The sequence below is a fragment of the Pseudomonas nitroreducens NBRC 12694 genome (assembly GCF_002091755.1).
GTDB lineage: Bacteria > Pseudomonadota > Gammaproteobacteria > Pseudomonadales > Pseudomonadaceae > Pseudomonas > Pseudomonas nitroreducens.
In genome coordinates this window covers 239,918-252,921 of sequence record NZ_BDAI01000004.1, presented here as the reverse complement: position 1 = coordinate 252,921, position 13,004 = coordinate 239,918, and the positions used below count along the sequence as shown (strand labels likewise).

The window sequence follows — 13,004 nt, the reverse complement described above, 5'->3', positions numbered from 1 at the left end:
TCAGCCGACCAGGCGGCCTGCCTGATGGAACGACTCGATGAACAGTTCGGAGAGGGTGCGCAGGATCCAGTGCCCGGCGAATACCAGCATCCCCAGGGTGATCAGCAGGCGCGGCAGGAAGCTGAGCATCTGTTCGTTGATCTGCGTGGCGGCCTGGAAAATGCTGACCAGCAGGCCGCCGAGCAGGCTCGGCACGATCAGCACGCAGACGATCAGCGCGGTGATGTGCACGGCATTGGAGACGATATCGACGGCGCTTTCCGGGGTGAGCATGGCGTTCTCCGCAAGGCCGCTAGAACGGCTGCACGCTGCTGGTCAACGTGCCCATCATCAGGGCCCAGCCGTCCACCAGCACAAAGATCATCAGCTTGAACGGCAGCGAGATCATCATTGGCGAGAGCATCATCATGCCCATCGCCATCAGCACGCTGGCCACCACTAGGTCGATCACCAGGAACGGGATGAAGATCATGAAGCCCAGCTGGAACGCGGTCTTCAGCTCGCTGAGCACGAAGGACGGCAGCAGCAGGGAGAAGTCCAGGTCTTCCAGTTTCTCCGGCAGGGTTTCGCCGGCCAGCGAGACCATGGTTTCCAGCGAGGTACGGTTGGTCTGCGCGAGCATGAAGCGGCTCAGCGTCTGCTTGGCGCGACCGAGGCCGTCTTCCAGGCTGATCTGGTCGGCCTCGAAGGGCTGGTAGGCGTTGGCGTAGATGTCCTGCCACACCGGGCGCATCACCAGCAGCGTCATGATCAGGGCGATGCCCACCAGCACGTTGTTCGGCGGGCTCTGCTGCAGGCCGATGGCCTGGCGGAGGATCGCCAGCACGATGACGAAGCGGGTGAAGCAGGTCATCAGCATGAGCATCGCCGGGAGGAAGCCCAGCAGCGTCATGACGATGAGGATCTGCAGCTTGACGCTGAAGGCCTGGCCGTCCGCCGTGTCGTGCAGGTTGAACAGCGTGACCTCGCCGCCGGCTGCCTGCGCGTAGAGCGGGCAGAGTGCGGCGATGAGCAGGCCCAGCGTGGCCAGCGATCTGCCTGTCAGGGAGCGGCGCCGCATCATCAGGCAGTCAGGGCGTCGAGGCTGGCGCCGCACAGTTCGAGCACGCGCAGGCCGTAGTTGCCGTTCATCACCACCACTTCGGCCTTGGCGAACAGCGCGCCGTTGACCTTCACGTCCAGCGGCTCGCCGGCGAGCTTGTCGAGGATGATCACGCTGTTGGCGTCCACATCCATCAGCTCCTTCAGGGAAATCTCCACCGAGGCGACTTCCAGGGTGACGTTCACCGGAATCTTGCCGAAGAAGCTCAGGTCCTGTTGCGGCAGCGAAGCGCGCACGGGCTCGGCGGGAATGTCGGCGGCATCCTGGGTCAGGTCGAGGTCGCCATCGTTGATCAGCGACTCGAACTCGGAGTCGGAGAGAGAACCGGTCATGGGTTTTTCACGCTTTCCAGGGAGGAGAGGAAGAGGGTGCCGTCGTCTTCGAAGATGGCGCCGCGGAACAGCTTCTGCTGGTTCACGCGGACCTCGACGCGGTCCAGCGGGCGGATCGTCAGCACATCGCCAGGCTCCAGGCCGAGCACCTGCGAGAGCGGCATCCTGGCGGCGGCGACCACGCAATCCAGGCGCAGCGGCAGGTGCTTGATGTGCTCGACCGGGTTGCCGGTCACTCGCGGCGGTGGCGGGCCGGCGAGGCGGCGGGTCAGTTCGTCCGCCAGCGGATTGTCCAGGTAGAGGTAGAGCGAGGAGCGTTCGCCAGTCAGGTGGCTGACGTAGCTGAACTCGGCCACATACTCCCACTGCACCTCTTCGTAGGTGGGGTCGATCTGCTGCAGGCGGCCCACCGACTCACCCATCAGCAGGGCGCGGCCGAACAGGTCGACCACGTCCAGGCCGAGGCGGTCGAGCATGCGTTGCTCGGAGCTGCTGATCGGCGGCGTGTCGCGATTGGCGACCAGGGTGCCGCCGTAGTAACACTCGATGACTTCGGTCAGCAGGGCGCGGTCCATGGCGAAACCGAACTTGCCCAGGGGCGAATCGAAGAGGCATTCCAGTTCACGGGGAAGTTCCTCGTGAATGCGCAGGTTATCCAGTTCGAGATTGATTCGATAATGCCGCAGGAAATAGTCGCTGATGATCCGCGGATACTTTCCGGAGATCTCTTTGATGTACTGCGGAATCTTGTGATAATGCCGGCCGAGTTTCTGCGGTTTCAGTCGGATCAGACTGTCGGCGGGCACACCATGGTGGACTTTTGATTTGCCAGTCATGCTCAGCGTCGTACTTCCAGGTTCGATCTGCCATCTGCCCAAGGACACGGGAAGTGTCGTGACCGCCGGGGTCGGCTGATCGTTGCTCGCGGCATGCTCTGTCTGCCAGGGCCTGAAATTGCTGCATCACAGGCTGCTGACGTGGCGCAATGATAGCGATCTGAGGTCGCCCGATTAAATCAATAGATATCAAATGCTGTTTTTGACGGAACTTTTTGTCTATTGATCTTAATTAATCGGCGGGAAGCTATGGCGTAGTGCTGGCACTTGTTAGTGTGGGTGGGTTAGTTACAGGTTGCAGTAACTTCATGTGTGACGAAGTTGTTGCAATGCCACCCGTGAGATAGCCATTTCGTTAAAAGGTTTCGCAGTCGCCGAGAATTTGATCGGCAGACGCTGGCGATTGACCAACGAAAGGCTTTTCGAACGCACTAGCGAATGGAAAGTTGCGGTGAACAGTGTAAGCCAGTCGATCGATCAATTATGTGAAACGCTGCTCGTAGAGCGGCCAGCGCAGAAAAAAGTTGCGATCATCGGGCCGTCCTCGGACGCCGCTCACGCCCTCCTTTTGCAGACGCTGCTGGCCGAAGGCTGCCGTGTCGAACGCTTTTCCGGCTTCGCCGAACTGGCCCGTGCGCGCAGCGACGCTGCGCTGCTGTTCATCCTCGCCGGCGCTTTCCCCGCTCCCGACCTCTATGCGCAGGTTGGCGCGCTGCTCAGCGATGGCCGCGAGCGCGACGTGGTGCCCATCGTCGGTTATGAAGAGCAGGACAAGGCCGCCACCCTGCTCGACCTCGGTTGCGTCGACTACCTGCTGTCACCCTTTGGCGCCGGCCAGCTGGCCGCGCTGCTGCGTCGCCAGGAAGCCTCCAGCGCCGCCCAGGAACTGTTCGTCTCGCGCTCCCAGGCCGGCCGCCGCCTGCTGGCGATGGCGCAACGCGTAGCGCAGACCCGCGCGCCGATCCTGATCACCGGCGAGACCGGCACCGGCAAGGAACTGCTGGCCCGCTACATACACGGCATCGCCAACCCGGACGCGCCCTTCATCGCAGTGAACTGTGCGGCGATCCCCGAGGCGATGCTCGAATCCATCCTCTTCGGCCACGAACGCGGCGCCTTCACCGGCGCGGTGAATGCCCAGCCGGGCAAGTTCGAACTGGCCAACGGCGGCACCCTGCTGCTGGATGAGATTGGCGAACTGCCGCTGGCCCTGCAGGCCAAGCTGCTGCGCGTGCTGCAGGAGCAGCGCGTGGAGCGCCTGGGCGGGCGCCGCGAGATCGAACTGGACGTGCGCATCATCGCCGCCACCAACCGCGACCTGCAGGCCGAGGTCAACGAAGGGCGCTTCCGCGCCGACCTGATGTTCCGCCTCGACGTGTTGCCCCTGCACATCTCGCCCCTGCGCGAGCGCAAGGAAGATGTGCTGCCGCTGGCGCGGCGCTTCATCCGCCAGTACGCCCCGCAGGACGCCGAGCACGACCTGCTCACCGAGTCCGCCAGCCGCGCGCTGTTGCAGCACGACTGGCCGGGCAACGTGCGCGAGCTGGAGAACACCCTGCAACGCGCCCTGGTGCTGCGCAACGGCCTGTTCATCCAGCCCCGCGACCTCGGCCTGGCCGCGCCGGAAGCGCCCATGGCCAGCGTTGCCGCGGTGATCCCGCTGGCGGCCGAGGGCGGCCGCGCCGCGCTGCGCGCCAGCGGCAAGCTCGCCGAGTACCAGCACGTGATCGACACCATCCGCCGTTTCGGCGGGCACAAGACCAAGGCCGCCGAGAGCCTGGGCATGACCACCCGCGCATTGCGCTACCGGCTCAACGCGATGCGTGAGCAGGGCGTGCAGGTGCACTTCTGATTTCGTCTTCCGGGGGAGACCTTCCATGAGTTCGATCATGCAGGTGCAGCAGGACATGCTGGACCGGATGAACCGCTACGCCGACCTGGCCAGCGGGCCAGCCGTGCGGCCCGCCGCGCAGTTCGCCACGCAACTCGACGAGAGTGCGCCGGTACAGGGCATCGGCGCCAGCTTCGAGCAGGCGCTGCGCTCGGTGGATGCCGAGCAGCACCGGTCCAGCGCCGCCATGGCTGCGGTGGACAGCGGCCGGAGCGACGACCTGGTCGGCGCCATGATCCAGAGCCAGAAGGCCAGCGTGTCGTTCTCCGCGCTGCTGCAGGTGCGCAACAAGCTCACCGGCGCCTTCGACGAAATCATCCGCATGCCGCTGTAAGGACTGACAGTGCTGCAGAAACTCAAAGGGCGCCTGCCGCTCGACAAACTCAAGCTCGACCCGCGCCTGGGGCTGCTCGGCATTGCCCTGGGCGCCGCGCTGCTGGCCGCCGCCGTGGTCTTCTACCTGTGGCGCGACCAGGGGGCCTATCGCCCGCTGTACGGCGCCGGCGAAGCCTACCCGGCCGCCGACGTGATGCAGGTGCTCGACGCCGAAGCCTTCGACTATCGCCTGCACCCGCAGAGCGGCCAGGTGCTGGTGCGCGAGGAAGACCTGGCCCGCGCGCGCATGCTGCTGGCGGCCAAGGGCGTGAAGGTATCGGTGCCGGCCGGCTACGAGCTGTTCGACAAGGACGAGCCGCTGGGCACCAGCCATTTCCTCCAGGACGTGCGCCTCAAGCGCAGCCTGGAAGGCGAGCTGGCGCGGACCATCATGGGCCTGAAGGGCATCGAGCAGGCGCGTGTGCACGTCGCCCGCGAGGACAGCAATTCCTTCGTCGTGGGCCGTCGCGATCCGGCCAAGGCCTCGGTGCTGCTGCAACTCGCGCCCGGCCAGCGGTTGAGCCCGGAGCAGGTCGGCGCCATCGTCAACCTGGTGGCCGGCAGCGTGCCGCAGCTCAAGCCCGAGGACGTCAGCGTGGTGGACCAGAACGGCGTGCTGCTGTCGCGCGGCATCAATGGCGCCGGCGGCCCGTCGCAGAACTGGCAGGCGGTGGACGAGTACCAGCGCAAGGCGGTGGGCAATGTCGAGGAAGTGCTGGCGCCGGTGCTTGGCCTGGGCAATTACCGCATCAGCGTTTCCGCCGACATCGACTTCAGCCAGAAGGAAGAAACCCTGCAGGCCTACGGCGAGGCGCCGCGCCTGCGCAGTGAATCGCTGCGCAACGAGACCACCCTCGACCAGTTGGCCCTCGGCGTACCCGGCTCGCTGAGCAACCGTCCGCCGGAGCCGCCGCCCCAGGCGCAGCAGGGCCAGGCGCAGAACGCCAATACCCCGGCCGGCAACGGCAAGGTCGCCGGCACCGACAACAAGGCCGCGACCTCGACCCGCAACGAGACCACCCGGCAGAACGATTTCGACCAGAGCGTCACCCACATCAAGTACCCGGCCTTTGCCCTGCGCCAGCAGAGCGTGGCGGTGGTGATCAACGCCAGCACGGCGCCCGAAGGCGGCTGGACCGACAAGGCCCGCGCCGACCTGGAGGCCATGGTGAAGAGCGCCGTGGGCTTCAACGCCCAGCGCGGCGACCTGATCACCGTCAGCGTGTTCCCGTTCGCCGCCACCGCGGTGGAAGAGTCCGCGGCGAGCTGGTGGGAAAGCAGCGCCCTGCAATCCCTGGTGCGCTACAGCGTGCTTGGCCTGATCGCGCTGCTGTTCCTGCTGTTCGGCGTGCGCCCGGCAGTACGCAGCCTGACCCAGCGCGCCCAGCCGGCAGCCACCGCAGCCTTGCCCGAGGGTGCCGGCGACTACCCGCTGGCCCTGGATGCCGAGCGCCGCCTGGCGCTTTCCAACGAAACCGTCGGCGGGCTCAACGTCCTCGGCGAGCTGAACCCGCTCTCGGAGATCCGCCTGCCGGCGCCGGGGTCGGGGCTGGAACACCAGATCGAGCATCTGCAGATGCTGGCGAAGAACGACCCGGAACGGGTCTCGGAAGTGATCAAGCACTGGATTGGCCGCAATGACCGACACGAGCCTGCCTGAAGAACCGAAAAAGCGCGGCCCGCAGATGCGCGCCGTGAGCTCGCTGGAACAGGCGGCGATCCTCATGCTGAGCATGGGTGACGAAGCCTCCGCGGGCATCCTGCGCAACTTCAGCCGCGAGGAGATCGTCAGCATCAGCCAGGCGATGGCGCGGCTGTCCAACGTCAAGCAGAACACCGTCTCCGACGTCATCGGGCGCTTCTTCGACGACTACAAGCTGCAGTCCAGCATCAAGGGCGCGTCGCGCTCCTACCTCGCCGGCATGCTCGGCAAGGCGCTGGGCAGCGACATCACGCGCAACCTGCTGGACAGCATCTACGGCGAGGAAATCCGCGCCAAGATGGCGCGCATGGAGTGGATCGACCCCAAGCAGTTCGCCGCGCTGATCGCCAAGGAGCACGCGCAGATGCAGGCGGTGTTCCTCGCCTTCCTGCCGCCGGGCATGGCCACCGACGTGCTCGAAGCCATGCCGGCCGAGCGCCAGGACGAGCTGCTGTTCCGCATCGCCAACCTCAGCGAAGTGAACAGCGACGTCATCGCCGAGCTGGAGCAGCTGATCGACCGCAGCCTGCGCGTGCTCTCCACCCAGGGTTCGCAGGTGCGCGGGGTCAAGCAGGCGGCGGACATCATGAACCGCTTCAAGGGCGACCGGAACCAGATGTTCGAGCTGCTGCGCGCCCACAACGACAGCCTGGTCGGCAGGATCGAGGATGAGATGTACGACTTCTTCATCCTCTCCCGGCAGAACCAGGAAGTGCTGCAGACCCTGCTGGAAGTCATCCCGCTGGACGAGTGGGTGGTCGCGTTGAAAGGCGCCGAACCCGAGCTGGTGCGCGCCATCCAGGGCGCCATGCCGAAGCGCCAGATGCAGCAGATGGAATCGATCAACCGCCGCCAGGGCCCGGTGCCGCTGAGCCGCGTGGAGCAGGTGCGCAAGGAGATCATGGGCGTTGTGCGCGATCTCGCCGCCGAGGGCGACCTGCAGGTGCAGCTGTTCCGCGAGCAGACGGTGGAGTAACCGCGCATGGCGATCAAAGTCATCAAGGCCGACAGCCGCGCCTGGCGCCCGTACCGCTTCCCGCCGCGCTGCGCGACCGCCAGCGCCGACAACCACGGCTGGGACAGCGACCCGGCCGCGCGCCAGCGCGCCATCTCCGAAGGCTTCCAGGAAGGCCTGGAGAAGGGCTACCAGGACGGCGTCGGCGAAGGCCGCGAGGCAGGCCTGCGCGAAGGCTTCGAAGCCGGTCGCCAGGACGGCCTGCGCAAGGGCCGCGAGGAAGGTCGAGCCGCTGGCCGGCAAGTGTTCGACGAAGCCAGTGCGCCATTGCAGGCCGCCGTCGCTGCCTTCACCGACTATCATCAGGCCTTCCAGCACGCGCGGCAGAAAGAGCTGCTGGAGCTGGTGCAGAAAGTCTCCCGGCAGGTCATCCGCGTCGAACTCACGCTCAATCCCACGCAGTTGCTGACGCTGGCCGAGGAAGCCCTCGCCGCCATGCCGGGCGAGCAGGGCGAGGTGCAGATCCTGCTCAACCCGGAAGAGTGCGCGCGCATCCGCGAGCTGAACCCCGAGCGCGCCGCCAGGTGGCGCCTGGTGCCGGACGAGCGCCTGGCGCTGGGCGAGTGCCGTGTGGTCACCGCCCAGGCGGAAGCCGATATCGGTTGCCAGCAGCGCCTGGACAGCTGCATGGAAGCGCTGAGCACGCACCTGCAGGACGAAGACTGACGTGGCCCTGGGCGACGGCTTCAAGCTCGAAGAAGCGCTGCGCTCGCTGGATTCGGTCCAGCTGGCGCGGGTCAGCGGTCGCCTGGTGCGGGTCTCCGGCCTGCTGCTGGAAAGCCTCGGCTGCCGGCGCATGACCGGCCAGCGCTGCTACGTGGAAGTCGCCGACGGCGAGCGCCTGGAGGCGCAGGTAGTCGGCTTCAACCGAGACATCACCTACCTCATGCCCTTCAAGAAGCCCGTCGGCCTGACCTCCGGCTCGCGGGTCTTCCCGGCGCCGGACGAAGCCGTGCTGCATATCGATCATTCCTGGCTGGGGCGCGTGGTCAACGGCCTTGGCGAGCCTCTGGACGGCCTCGGCAAGCTCGCCGGCCGACATCCCCTGCCCACCGAGCTGCCGCAGGTGAACCCGCTGCGCCGGCGCCCGGTGTCCGAGCCACTGGACGTTGGCGTGCGCGCCATCAACGGCCTGCTGACCCTGGGCAAGGGCCAGCGCGTCGGCCTGTTCGCCGGCAGCGGCGTGGGCAAGAGCGTGCTGCTGGGCATGATCACCCGGCAGACCAAGGCCGATGTGGTGGTCGTGGGGCTGATCGGCGAACGCGGCCGCGAGGTGCAGGAGTTCATCCTGCACTCCCTCGGCCCGGAAGGCTTGCAGAAGGCCGTGGTGGTGGTGGCGCCGGCCAATGAATCGCCACTGATGCGCCTGAAGGCCACCGAGCTGTGCCACAGCATCGCCGCCTACTTCCGCGACCAGGGCAAGGACGTGCTGCTGCTGGTGGATTCGCTGACCCGCTACGCCATGGCCCAGCGCGAGATCGCCCTGGCCCTGGGCGAGCCGCCGGCGACCAAGGGCTACCCGCCGTCGGTGTTCGGCATGCTCCCGGAACTGGTGGAGAGCGCCGGCAACGGCGAAGGCGAGATGGGCAGCCTGAGCGCCATCTACACCGTGCTGGCGGAGGGCGACGACCACCAGGACCCGATCGTCGACTGCGCCCGCGCCATCCTCGACGGGCACATCGTGCTCTCGCGGCGCCTGGCGGATGTCGGGCATTACCCGGCCATCGACATCGGTGCCTCGGTCAGCCGCTGCATGAGCCAGGTGGCGGACCCGGTGCATCTCTCTGCAGCGCGCCAGTTCAAGGAATTCAGTGGCACCTATGAGCGCATCAAGGAGTTGATCCCGCTGGGCGGCTACACGCCAGGAATGGACGTGAAGACCGACCGCGCGGTGCAGCTGGCACCGATGCTGGAGCGCTACCTGAGGCAGGAAACGGCGGACGGCGCCGAGCTCGGCAACAGCGTCGCCACCCTGCAAAGCATTGTCGGTAGCCGCTGATGAAGGCGCAGATCGATATGCTCGGGCGCCTCGCCGACGTGCGCGGCGGCAAGGTCCGCGAGCTGCTGGGCCGGGTGAATTACCAGCAGACGCTGTGCCAGCGCTACCGCAACAACATCACCGGGCTCGACCGCCTGTGCGGCTTCAGTGTCGCCACCAGCACGCCGTTGCAGCGGCACAACCAGCAGCAGTACAAGGTGACGCTGCACAAGATGCTGCAGCTGCAGCGCCGCGAGCTGGAGGTCGCCGAGCAGGCCCTGGCGCGCATCCAGGGTGAGTTGCTGGCCGCGATGCGCAGCGAGAAGGTGCTGACCCAGGTGATCGAGGCCAAGGTCGGCCAGTGGCAGGCGCAGCTTGCGCAGCAGGAACAGAAAATCCAGGATGGCCTCGCCGCGCAGTCCTGGTGGCGTGCCAGGGCTTGAGTCTGGCCTGCGGACATGGCGGATATCCCCTTCCGCGTTATGCGCCGGCCGTTTGGCGAACTCTGAACACGGCATTTAAGTTTTCCTTCGGGGCGGTCGCCCTCTGAGGGAAAGCCCCAGAAATACTCGGATACCGACCATGGAAATCACCCGGCAACTGACCAGCGTCGCGCTGGCCACCAGCGAGTCCGCCAAGAGCGCACGCAGCGAGCGCGCCGCTCCCGTGGCAGAGGCCGGCGCCAGCGCGCCGGTCAGCGATTCACTGCGCCTGGACGAGATGCAGGAAACCCTGCGCGCCATGCCTGACGTGGACCAGGACCGGGTTGCCGAAATCCGCCGCGCCCTGATGAATGGCGACCTGGCCAACGACACCCGCCTGCTCGCCACCAGCATTCTTTCCTACCATCGCGGCAGCGACGCATGACCCAGCGCGCGCGGTTGCTGCAGGTGATCGAGCAGGACATCCAGCAGGATGGCCGCGATTGCCTGGCGCTGCGCGAGCGCCTGCAGGAGCTGTATCGCCACCTGCTGGCGCGGGACAGTGCGCAGATCGAAGCGCTGAATCCCGATATCCAGGTGCTGCTCGATGCCGTCGCCGGCCGGGCGCAGCGCCGTAGCCGCGTGCTGCGCGCCTTCCAGCTGCCGATGGACGCTGAAGGCATGCGTACGCTGCTGTCCAGCTACCAGCCGCCGCGCCGCGAGGAGCTCCAGCAGGAGTGGCAGCAGCTGGGCCAGCTCACCGCCCAGTGCAAGCGCCTCAACGAGCGCAACGGCAAGCTGCTGGCGATGCACCACGACATTCTCAGCCAACTGATGGGCGATCCGCGCGAGCAGCCGGTGTATTCGCGGCAGCCTTACTGATCCTTTCCGCACCTTTCGGTCGCGGCTTTCCTGGGTCGGGTCTGTTCGCGAGCAGGCTCGCTCCTACGGGGGAACGCCAAGACGCTCTTCGTAGGACGGAGGGGGACGCCTAGTCCTTGCTCGCGAACCTCACGGCACCATCGCCAGCACGGACGAAGTCCGCTCCTGCGGAGACGCCTGCGCATGCGACTCCCCCCAGAAATCATCCCGTCGAAACCCCTTAACGAATCCCCGCCCACGGTCGCCCTTTCCTTGCATCAGGTCGCGTGCCCGGTAGGCGGAAACACCGCTTCCCGCAGCGCGCCAAAGTACGCCGGGCGGAAGTTCGACTTCTCCCTGGGAAACCCGCAAAGCCCCGAAGTACGGGGTCTCCGGCATTGGCATCGTAATTGCTCTTCCGGCACAAAGAGGTGGATTCAGATGGCGACCATAGATTCCGATTACGTCAAAAGCATGGCTCAGCAGCTGGCCACGTACGAAGTGCAGAACGGCCTGAACAAGGCTGATCGCAACAAGTCGTCGTACCAGTCCCAGCTGACCGCGGTGACTTCCCTGGAGTCGGCGCTCAAGACCTTCTCCTCGGCAGTGAAGAGCCTGCAGGGTGTGACCGGCAGCAACACCAGCATGCTGGTCAACAGCGCCACCACCAGCAAGGACGGCTACCTGAGCGCCAAGGTGGACAAGAACGCCGTGCCCGGCAGCTACGACTTCTTCGTCGAGCAGCTCGCCACCAGCCACCAGCTGTCGTTCTCCGGCCTGCAGGCCGGCGACATCGATACCCAGGGCACCCTGACCCTCAGCCAGAACGGCAAGTCGTTCGACATCGACCTGAGCAAGATCGACACCGACGGCGACGGCGCCAACTCGCTGGACGAACTGGCCGCCGCAATCAACAAGGCCACCGACAATACCGGCGTCAAGGCCACCCTGGTGCGCAGCAACGGCCAGGTCTCGCTGGTGCTGGGCGCGGAGAAGTCCGGTGCGGCGAATGCCATCAGCCTGTCGCTGAGCGGCACCGACAGCGCCAACAGCGCTTTCGAGAACGCCATCGGTAACCCGCAGGAGCTGTCCAAGGCCCAGGACGCCCGCGTCCGCCTGGGTGGCGAGAACGGCATGCTGCTGACCAACGCCAGCAACACCTTCGACAACATCATCGATGGTGTCAGCGCAACCTTCACCCAGGCGCAGAAGTCCGGCGAACAGCCGATCCGCCTGACCGTCGCCCAGGACCAGAGCGAAACCAAGAAGAAGGTGCAGACCTTCATCGACGCCTTCAACGCCCTGGCCAGCACCATCGACAGCCTGACCGCCGCCGGCGACCAGAACGGCAACGCCCGCGGCGCCCTGGCCGGCGACTCCAGCGTGCGTGCCATCGAGAACGCGCTGAACCAGATGGTCCGTACCAGCTTCGGCGGCGCCAACCTGATCACCCTGGGCATCAGCGCCGACCGCAGCGGCAAGCTGACCCTCGACGCCACTCGTTTCGAGAAAGCCATCGCCAGCGAACCCGAGGCCCTGGACAAGCTGTTCATGGGCAAGGGCAACCTGCTCGACAGCCTGGACAAGGGTGTCGCCGTCTACACCAACAGCACCAATGGCGTCATGAAGAACCGCAAGGACGCCCTGAACAACAGCCTGCGCCGCGTCAACGATGACTACGACAACCTGCAGAAGCAGTACGACACCTACTACGCACGCTACCTCAAGCAATACACCTCGATGATGCAGACCATGCAGTCGATGGACCAGACCAGCGGGATGTTCGGATGACCGTCTACGGCATGAACGAAAGCTACGACAGCTACCGGATGATCGACCTGGAATCCAAGGCCGCCTCGTCCTCGCCCTACGAACTGGTGCTGGTGCTGTTCGACGGCCTGCTCGACGAACTGGCCCGCGCCCGCGGGCATATCGAGCACAAGCGCTACCAGCAGAAGGGCCGCTCCCTGGAGAAGTGCCTGAACATCCTCAACGGCCTCAACGGCGCACTCGACTACGAGAACGGCGGCGAGACCGTGCAGGGCCTGGCGCGCCTGTATGACTACTGCATCTACCGGCTCTCCGACGTCAGTGTGTCGCTGGAAGTCGCCGGGATCGATGAGGTCGTGCGCCTGCTGGGCATCCTGCGTGAAGGCTGGGAGGGCGTGAGTGCCGCCCGTGGATGATCGCCGGCGCCTGCTCGAGCTGTACGAACGGCTCGGCGCGGCGCTGCAGCGCAAGGACTGGAAAGCCATGGGGCAGGTCGACCTGGCGATCCGCGCGCAACTGGTGGCGATGTCATCGCAGACCGGGCTGGCCGCCGACGTGCTGCTGGCCAAGAAGCACCTGAAACGTCTGCACGAGCAGGCGTCGCAGGCCTGTGCCGAAGAGTGCGAGCGCCTGCGCCGCCTGCTGCTCTCGCACCTGGAATACGCCGAGGGTCGCTCGGCGTACATGCAGGTGGATACGTACCAGGAGGGTCGATAGACC

General features: G+C 66.0%; 16 protein-coding genes. 12 read left to right on the top strand and 4 right to left on the bottom strand.

Annotated features, from left to right (window positions below):
• Genes PNI01S_RS13485 through PNI01S_RS13470 form a run of 4 tightly spaced genes read right to left on the bottom strand, consistent with a single transcriptional unit; the run spans position 1 to position 2,270 of the window.
• Positions 1 to 273: a flagellar biosynthetic protein FliQ gene (locus tag PNI01S_RS13485; RefSeq protein WP_024767371.1), complete on the bottom strand. Its 273-nt coding sequence runs from the start codon at positions 271 to 273 to the stop codon at positions 1 to 3.
• Between the two features lie 19 nt (positions 274 to 292).
• Positions 293 to 1,063, bottom strand: a complete 771-nt coding sequence (gene fliP / locus PNI01S_RS13480) for a flagellar type III secretion system pore protein FliP (protein ID WP_054909537.1) — start codon at positions 1,061 to 1,063, stop codon at positions 293 to 295.
• Complete coding sequence (locus PNI01S_RS13475) at positions 1,063 to 1,434, bottom strand: FliM/FliN family flagellar motor switch protein (RefSeq protein WP_024767369.1); 372 nt, start codon at positions 1,432 to 1,434, stop codon at positions 1,063 to 1,065. The genes fliP and PNI01S_RS13475 overlap by 1 nt, the downstream gene beginning before the upstream one ends.
• Positions 1,431 to 2,270, bottom strand: coding sequence for a FliM/FliN family flagellar motor switch protein (locus PNI01S_RS13470; RefSeq protein ID WP_065086103.1), 840 nt, complete (start codon positions 2,268 to 2,270; stop codon positions 1,431 to 1,433). Before PNI01S_RS13470 ends, PNI01S_RS13475 begins: the two co-directional genes overlap by 4 nt.
• Positions 2,271 to 2,742: 472 nt before the next feature.
• On the opposite strand from PNI01S_RS13470, the gene PNI01S_RS13465 reads away from it, so the two are divergent.
• The 12 genes from PNI01S_RS13465 to PNI01S_RS13405 all read left to right on the top strand — a co-directional run bounded on the left by PNI01S_RS13465 (position 2,743) and on the right by PNI01S_RS13405 (position 13,001).
• On the top strand, positions 2,743 to 4,122 hold the full coding sequence (locus PNI01S_RS13465; protein ID WP_038803761.1) for a sigma-54 dependent transcriptional regulator: 1,380 nt from the start codon (positions 2,743 to 2,745) through the stop codon (positions 4,120 to 4,122).
• Positions 4,123 to 4,147: 25 nt separating this feature from the next.
• Positions 4,148 to 4,495 carry a flagellar hook-basal body complex protein FliE gene (gene fliE / locus PNI01S_RS13460; protein ID WP_084358415.1) on the top strand — a complete coding sequence of 116 codons (348 nt, stop codon included), beginning with the start codon at positions 4,148 to 4,150 and terminating at the stop codon, positions 4,493 to 4,495.
• Between the two features lie 9 nt (positions 4,496 to 4,504).
• Entirely contained in the window at positions 4,505 to 6,196 is a 1,692-nt protein-coding gene (gene fliF / locus PNI01S_RS13455; protein ID WP_084358414.1) for a flagellar basal-body MS-ring/collar protein FliF, read from the top strand.
• Complete coding sequence (locus PNI01S_RS13450) at positions 6,174 to 7,214, top strand: FliG C-terminal domain-containing protein (RefSeq protein WP_024766276.1); 1,041 nt, start codon at positions 6,174 to 6,176, stop codon at positions 7,212 to 7,214. Before fliF ends, PNI01S_RS13450 begins: the two co-directional genes overlap by 23 nt.
• Before the next feature lie 6 nt (positions 7,215 to 7,220).
• The gene (gene fliH / locus PNI01S_RS13445; protein ID WP_084358413.1) at positions 7,221 to 7,919 is read left to right on the top strand and encodes a flagellar assembly protein FliH; all 699 of its coding nucleotides are present in this window, start codon (positions 7,221 to 7,223) and stop codon (positions 7,917 to 7,919) included.
• A 1-nt stretch (position 7,920) separates the two neighbouring features.
• The gene (gene fliI, locus PNI01S_RS13440; RefSeq protein ID WP_037014115.1) at positions 7,921 to 9,252 is read left to right on the top strand and encodes a flagellar protein export ATPase FliI; all 1,332 of its coding nucleotides are present in this window, start codon (positions 7,921 to 7,923) and stop codon (positions 9,250 to 9,252) included.
• Positions 9,252 to 9,674 (top strand): flagellar FliJ family protein, encoded by a 423-nt coding sequence (locus PNI01S_RS13435; RefSeq protein ID WP_024766279.1) that lies wholly within the window; start codon positions 9,252 to 9,254, stop codon positions 9,672 to 9,674. The genes fliI and PNI01S_RS13435 overlap by 1 nt, the downstream gene beginning before the upstream one ends.
• A 139-nt stretch (positions 9,675 to 9,813) precedes the next feature.
• Positions 9,814 to 10,098 carry a flagellar biosynthesis anti-sigma factor FlgM gene (gene flgM / locus PNI01S_RS13430; protein WP_024766280.1) on the top strand — a complete coding sequence of 95 codons (285 nt, stop codon included), beginning with the start codon at positions 9,814 to 9,816 and terminating at the stop codon, positions 10,096 to 10,098.
• Complete coding sequence (gene flgN, locus PNI01S_RS13425; RefSeq protein ID WP_024766281.1) at positions 10,095 to 10,535, top strand: flagellar protein FlgN; 441 nt, start codon at positions 10,095 to 10,097, stop codon at positions 10,533 to 10,535. Before flgM ends, flgN begins: the two co-directional genes overlap by 4 nt.
• A 420-nt stretch (positions 10,536 to 10,955) precedes the next feature.
• On the top strand, positions 10,956 to 12,305 hold the full coding sequence (gene fliD, locus PNI01S_RS13415) for a flagellar filament capping protein FliD (protein WP_038803756.1): 1,350 nt from the start codon (positions 10,956 to 10,958) through the stop codon (positions 12,303 to 12,305).
• Complete coding sequence (fliS, locus tag PNI01S_RS13410) at positions 12,302 to 12,700, top strand: flagellar export chaperone FliS (RefSeq protein WP_024766283.1); 399 nt, start codon at positions 12,302 to 12,304, stop codon at positions 12,698 to 12,700. The genes fliD and fliS overlap by 4 nt, the downstream gene beginning before the upstream one ends.
• The gene (locus tag PNI01S_RS13405; RefSeq protein ID WP_024766284.1) at positions 12,684 to 13,001 is read left to right on the top strand and encodes a hypothetical protein; all 318 of its coding nucleotides are present in this window, start codon (positions 12,684 to 12,686) and stop codon (positions 12,999 to 13,001) included. Before fliS ends, PNI01S_RS13405 begins: the two co-directional genes overlap by 17 nt.
• Positions 13,002 to 13,004 lie beyond the last annotated feature (3 nt).

Bases quoted from the DNA above. Each gene is read 5' to 3' on its own strand.
- PNI01S_RS13485 (WP_024767371.1), bottom strand. From the start codon at position 273: ATGCTCACCCCGGAAAGCGCCGTCGATATCGTCTCCAATGCCGTGCAC.
- fliP (WP_054909537.1), bottom strand. From the start codon at position 1,063: ATGATGCGGCGCCGCTCCCTGACAGGCAGATCGCTGGCCACGCTGGGC.
- PNI01S_RS13475 (WP_024767369.1), bottom strand. From the start codon at position 1,434: ATGACCGGTTCTCTCTCCGACTCCGAGTTCGAGTCGCTGATCAACGAT.
- PNI01S_RS13470 (WP_065086103.1), bottom strand. From the start codon at position 2,270: ATGACTGGCAAATCAAAAGTCCACCATGGTGTGCCCGCCGACAGTCTG.
- fliE (WP_084358415.1), top strand. From the start codon at position 4,148: ATGAGTTCGATCATGCAGGTGCAGCAGGACATGCTGGACCGGATGAAC.
- PNI01S_RS13450 (WP_024766276.1), top strand. From the start codon at position 6,174: ATGACCGACACGAGCCTGCCTGAAGAACCGAAAAAGCGCGGCCCGCAG.
- fliH (WP_084358413.1), top strand. From the start codon at position 7,221: ATGGCGATCAAAGTCATCAAGGCCGACAGCCGCGCCTGGCGCCCGTAC.
- PNI01S_RS13435 (WP_024766279.1), top strand. From the start codon at position 9,252: ATGAAGGCGCAGATCGATATGCTCGGGCGCCTCGCCGACGTGCGCGGC.
- flgM (WP_024766280.1), top strand. From the start codon at position 9,814: ATGGAAATCACCCGGCAACTGACCAGCGTCGCGCTGGCCACCAGCGAG.
- flgN (WP_024766281.1), top strand. From the start codon at position 10,095: ATGACCCAGCGCGCGCGGTTGCTGCAGGTGATCGAGCAGGACATCCAG.
- fliD (WP_038803756.1), top strand. From the start codon at position 10,956: ATGGCGACCATAGATTCCGATTACGTCAAAAGCATGGCTCAGCAGCTG.
- fliS (WP_024766283.1), top strand. From the start codon at position 12,302: ATGACCGTCTACGGCATGAACGAAAGCTACGACAGCTACCGGATGATC.